The 4,717-nt window shown below is 51.2% G+C and carries 4 protein-coding genes; 3 read left to right on the forward strand and 1 reads right to left on the reverse strand.

Annotation, left to right across the window (positions count from 1 at the left end):
* Positions 1 to 71 precede the first annotated feature (71 nt).
* Complete coding sequence (gene asnA / locus E5336_RS12145) at positions 72 to 1,079, reverse strand: aspartate--ammonia ligase (protein WP_135981371.1); 1,008 nt, start codon at positions 1,077 to 1,079, stop codon at positions 72 to 74.
* Positions 1,080 to 1,222: 143 nt separating this feature from the next.
* Between asnA and E5336_RS12150 the strand changes: the two genes are divergently transcribed.
* From E5336_RS12150 to E5336_RS12160, 3 genes are all read left to right on the forward strand, one after another.
* A complete protein-coding gene (locus tag E5336_RS12150) occupies positions 1,223 to 3,490 on the forward strand; it encodes a glycogen/starch/alpha-glucan phosphorylase (RefSeq protein WP_135981372.1) in 2,268 nt (755 codons plus the stop codon).
* 99 nt (positions 3,491 to 3,589) lie between these two features.
* Positions 3,590 to 4,156 carry a DeoR/GlpR family DNA-binding transcription regulator gene (locus E5336_RS12155; RefSeq protein WP_135981373.1) on the forward strand — a complete coding sequence of 189 codons (567 nt, stop codon included), beginning with the start codon at positions 3,590 to 3,592 and terminating at the stop codon, positions 4,154 to 4,156.
* Positions 4,143 to 4,646, forward strand: coding sequence for a GNAT family N-acetyltransferase (locus E5336_RS12160; protein WP_135981374.1), 504 nt, complete (start codon positions 4,143 to 4,145; stop codon positions 4,644 to 4,646). Before E5336_RS12155 ends, E5336_RS12160 begins: the two co-directional genes overlap by 14 nt.
* Positions 4,647 to 4,717: the final 71 nt, after the last annotated feature.

The raw sequence follows: 4,717 nt of genomic DNA on the forward strand, positions 1-4,717 counted from the left end.
ATCTGGAAATTAATCTCCAGATGGTTAAGCCATTTCTTAACTAAATGACATTGAGGAACGCCTCGATTTTTTTAAAGCAGCCGAATGTCGTTTTCCTCGCAAAGGTCGATCATTTCCTGCGGCCACAAGCTTGCCTGCACCTCGCCGATGTGCGCTTTTTTCAGCAGCAGCATGCACAGTCTGGACTGGCCAATGCCTCCGCCAATCGTGTACGGTAGCTCCTTGTTCAAAATCGCCGCGTGGAACGGAAGCTCTTCGCGCTCCAGACAGTCTTCGATTTCCAGCTGCTCGTGCAGTGCTTTCTCGTCGACGCGCACACCCATGCTCGAAATTTCCAGAGCCTGCTGAAGCGGCTCGTACCAAAACAAGATGTCGCCGTTAAGCTGCCAGTCGTCGTAGTCCGGCGCTCTTCCATCGTGCTTTTGACCGTCGCTTAGCCGTCCGCCGATTTTCATGACAAACACGCAGCCCAGCTCTTTCGTGATGGCGTTTTCGCGCTCGCGCGGATCGAGGTTGGGATAAATGTCAAGCAGCTGCTGGCTGGTGACAAAGTGGATCTTGTCCGGCAGGTGGTTGACGGCTTGGGGATATTTGTACCATACTTCGTGTTCCATATGCTTGATGACCTTAAAGATCGTTTCCACATGCGCTTTCAAGGTTTCGACATTGCGCTCGCTTTCGTCAATGACTTTTTCCCAGTCCCACTGGTCGACGTAAGCCGAGTGCAAGTTGTCCAGCTCCTCGTCCTTGCGGATCGCGTTCATGTTCGTATACAAGCCTTCGTGCATCGCGAAGCCGTATTTTTTCAGTGCCATTCGCTTCCACTTCGCCAGCGAGTGGACGACCTCGATCGTTTCGTCGCCCATTTCCTTCATTGTAAAGCTGACCGCTTTTTCGCTTCCGTTCAAGTCGTCGTTCAGACCCGAGCTCTTTTCGACAAACAGCGGAGCCGAGATACGGGAAAGATTCAGCTCTTTTCCAAGCTCCTTTTGAAACGTGTCGCGGATGTATTTGATCGCCTCCTGCGTGTCGCGAACGGACAGGACGGGATCGTAATCTTTTGGTATTGTCAAGTGCATAGTGATCTCCCTTTTATTATAGATGGTTAAAAGTATAACATAGTTTCCCACAATTTCATAACGAAAATGGGAGGCGAATCGGGCAAATGCGTTGGTAAATGCCTTGTGAAAAGGTTATCATAGGTTCAAATTGGAGGTTTTTTATGAAACTAGAAGATATTCTCGAGGAATATTCCCTGGCCATGTTTGATCGGGCGATTGCTGAACTCGATGACAAAGAGTGTTATGTGATGCTGTTGAACTACGTGAAAAAACAGCTCGACAAAGCGCCGCGCGTAGAGGGAAAGAAAAAACTCTATTATATTTCTGCGGAATTTTTGATTGGAAAGTTACTGTCGAACAATTTGATCAATTTGAAAATTTACCATGACGTCAAAGAAATTCTGGAAAAGAACGGAAAATCGCTAAGCGCCATCGAAGAAGTCGAACTGGAGCCATCGCTAGGTAACGGCGGGCTGGGCCGGCTGGCCGCCTGCTTCATGGACTCGATTACGACGCTGGACCTGCCGGCAGATGGGGTCGGACTCAACTACCACCTTGGCTTGTTTTTGCAAAAATTCGAACACAACGAGCAAAAGGAATATCCGAATCCTTGGCTGTCGGACAACAGCTGGCTGAACAAAACCGACGTGACGTTCGAGGTGCCGTTTAAAAACGTGACGCTGCCAAGCCGCCTGTACGAAATCGAAGTGTCGGGCTACAACGGCAAAGTGAACACGCTAAAGCTGTTCGATTTGGACACGGTGGACGAAACGATCGTGGAATCCGGAATCGGCTTCGATAAAAAAGACATTGAGAAAAACCTGACGCTGTTTTTGTATCCGGACGACAGCGACGACGACGGAAGAAAGCTGCGCATTTACCAGCAGTACTTCCTCGTGTCGAGTGCGGCGCAAATGATCATCGCGGATTTGAAAGCGAAAAACATCGACTTGCGCGACTTGCACAAATATGTCGTGATCCAAATCAACGACACCCATCCTTCGATGGTGATTCCGGAACTCATCCGCCTGCTGACGGCGGAAGGGCTCGACTTCGAGGAAGCCGTGGCCGAAGTCGAAAAGACGACCGCCTACACGAACCACACCATTTTGGCCGAGGCGCTTGAAACGTGGCCAATCGCCTATTTGGAGGAAATCGTGCCGCAGCTCGTCCCAATTATTCGAAAACTGGACGAAATCGCCAAGACGAGAAGCCAGGACGAGGCGACCTTCGTAATCGACAACGACGGGCGCGTCCACATGGCCAGCATGGACATCCATTTCTCGCAATCGACCAACGGCGTCGCCGCGATCCATACCGATATTTTGAAAAACGAGGAGCTGCACAGCTTCTACGAACTGTATCCGAATAAATTCAACAACAAAACCAACGGAATCACGTTCCGGCGCTGGTTGTTCGAAGCCAATCCGGAGCTGACGAAATTTTTGGACGAGCACATTGGCGAAGGTTACAAAAAAGACGCGGTGGAGCTGCAAAAACTGCTCCAGTTCAAAGACGACAAAAAAGTTCTTGAACAACTGCTCGACATCAAAGCGATCAAGAAAAGACAGCTCGCCAAATACTTGAAAGAGCAGCAAAACGTGGACATCGACGAGCATTCGATTTACGACATTCAAATCAAACGTCTGCATGAGTACAAGCGCCAGCAAATGAACGCGCTGTACATCATCGACGAGTATTTGAAAATCAAAAACGGCTTCGTGCCAAAACGCCCGATTACGTGCATTTTCGGCGCCAAAGCCGCGCCGGCCTACATTTTGGCCAAAGACATCATCCACGTCATTTTGACGCTCCAGCAGCTGATCGACAGCGATCCGGACGTCCGCAAGCATTTGCGCGTCGTTATGGTCGAAAACTACAATGTCACCAAAGCCGAAAAACTCATTCCGGCCGCGGACATCTCGGAACAAATCTCGCTGGCGTCCAAAGAGGCGAGCGGCACAAGCAACATGAAATTCATGCTTAACGGCGCCGTCACGCTAGGAACGGACGATGGAGCCAACGTGGAAATCCACGATCTTGTCGGCTTGGACAACATTTTCATCTTTGGCGCCAAAGCCGACGAAGTCATCGACCATTATAAAAACCACGACTATTGCTCGCGCCATTTCTATGAAAACAGCGAGCGCATCCGCCAGGCTGTCGACTTCATTACAAGCGACGCCATGAAAGCGATTGGCAATCCGGCGCTGCTGCAAGCCGTGCATGACGACCTCATTAACAAAGACTGGTTCATGACCTTGCTCGACTTCGAAGCGTATGTCGCCGAAAAACAAAAAATCATGGACGCGTACGAAAATCGTCTGGACTGGGCGAAGAAGATGCTTGTCAACATCGCGCAAGCCGGCTACTTCTCCAGCGACCGCACGATTTTGCAGTACAACGAAGACATTTGGCATTTGAAATAAGCCTACGAAGAGCGGACATTCCGCTCTTTTTCTTTTCGACACACGACAAAACGTCTATAATAAACGATAAACCCATTCAAAAAGAAAGAAGGCGATATAATGGCAAAACAAGCATGGGAAGCGGAATGGATGGCTTTTCAACAAGACATGGACGCCCTGCGCGCCGCGTCCGAAATGAGTGAGCGGGTCGAAATCGCACGTCAAGTCGCCCGGCAAATTCGCGACGGCGACACCGTGTTCATCAACGGCAGCTTGCTGGCCCTCGACGTGCTCAGCTATATTCCGCCAAATGTCCACACCCGCGTCGTCACAAACAACGGGACGATCATGACCTTGCCCACGTACGCGCACCGGACTGTGCTGGTGACCGGCGGCGAGCTAGTCAATCACGTGCTGGCTGGCGAGGACGCGGCCGCCAGCGTACGCCGGCAGACGGCGGATTTGGCGGTGCTTGGCTGCGACGCCTTTGACGAACGCTTCGTTTACTGGAGCGCGCGCGAGGCATCCGTCAACGAGGCGATGGTGGAAAACGCCAAAAAGACGATCGTGGTGGCGGAAAGGCAAAAACGCGGGCAGCCCAGATATAATCGAAAGTGGAGCCGGTTCGCCCGCGCCGGCCGTTCCATGGAAATATGGACAGGAGAAAACGAAAATGAAGCTCGTTAAATTGTGGGAGGCGGATATGAAAAAGGCGTACGCGCTCCAAACCGCGTTCGAAGCCGATGAAAACGGGTTTGTGAACTTGGCGTACGGCTATTCTTTCGATCAGTTTATTGATTACGTGCAAACGCGCAAAGGCTATGAGCACGGAATCGGCCTGCCCGAAGGATTCGTTCCCGACACGGTGTTCGTTCTCGTCAACGACGAAGGGGAGTATGTCGGCTTGTTCAATTTCCGGCATACGCTCAACGACTTTTTGCGCGCCGGTCCCGGGCATGTCGGCTTTGGCATCGCGCCTCCATTTCGCCGCCGCGGCTACGCCAGCGAAGGGCTGCGTCTGCTGATCGAGCGCATCTCCCCGCAAATCGCGGAAGACGAGATTTATTTATCGGTGCACAAGGACAATCCGGCTTCGCTGCGGGCGATGCAAAACAACGGCGTGATCCATCATGAAATCGAGGGAGCGTTTTGCGTCCGCATCCCCAAAATTCTATGAAAAAAAACGGGCAATCGCGCAATGTCATTTAGTTAAGAAATGGCAGTCTTAGAGGATACATTTTAAAGTGT

Source organism: Dubosiella muris (genome assembly GCF_004793885.1).
In the GTDB taxonomy this organism is placed as follows: domain Bacteria; phylum Bacillota_I; class Bacilli_A; order Erysipelotrichales; family Erysipelotrichaceae; genus Dubosiella; species Dubosiella muris.